1 tRNA gene and 1 rRNA gene are annotated in these 510 nt (G+C 44.3%); both read right to left on the bottom strand.

The features are described from left to right. Positions 1-208: 208 nt before the first annotated feature. A tRNA-Glu gene (locus AAZT04_RS26060) sits at positions 209-284 on the bottom strand. Positions 285-429: 145 nt separating this feature from the next. Continuing rightward, positions 430-510: ribosomal RNA gene (locus tag AAZT04_RS26055) — 16S ribosomal RNA — on the bottom strand; the annotation flags it as partial.

Below are 510 nucleotides of genomic sequence, written 5' to 3'. Positions count from 1 at the left end.
TCGTGCTGCTACATTTGAGAGACTCTATGACAGGTTAATCCTTACCCCAATACTTCTACGGAGGGATAAGTTTCAGCTGTCATGTTTCAATTTTCAGCTTGTTCCAGATTGTTAAAGAGCAATATCTTAAACACGACTCGCAAGAGTCATCTTTAAGATGTTTTCGGTTTCAAGAACCGGTGATAATGTCTTTCACTCATTATCGGATTGGCGTCCCCAAGGGGATTCGAACCCCTGTTACAGCCGTGAAAGGGCAGTGTCCTAGGCCTCTAGACGATGGGGACACGAAAATCCGATTAAACTGACTGTCTTAATCGGTTCGTATCAGCATGAGTCAGTGACTCATTACATCAACAGGTAGCGCTTTTGCTCATTACGTTTCTATCAGACAATCTGTGTGAGCACTTCACGCGAATCAATATCATTAGGTAAGGAGGTGATCCAACCGCAGGTTCCCCTACGGTTACCTTGTTACGACTTCACCCCAGTCATGAATCACAAAGTGGTAAG

Origin of the sequence: Serratia sp. Je.1.23.a (assembly GCF_051129805.1) — a bacterium.
Taxonomy (GTDB): Bacteria; Pseudomonadota; Gammaproteobacteria; order Enterobacterales; family Enterobacteriaceae; genus Serratia; species Serratia liquefaciens.
The sequence above is the reverse complement of the archived record's forward strand: the minus strand, read 5'-3'. Positions and strand labels throughout refer to the sequence as shown.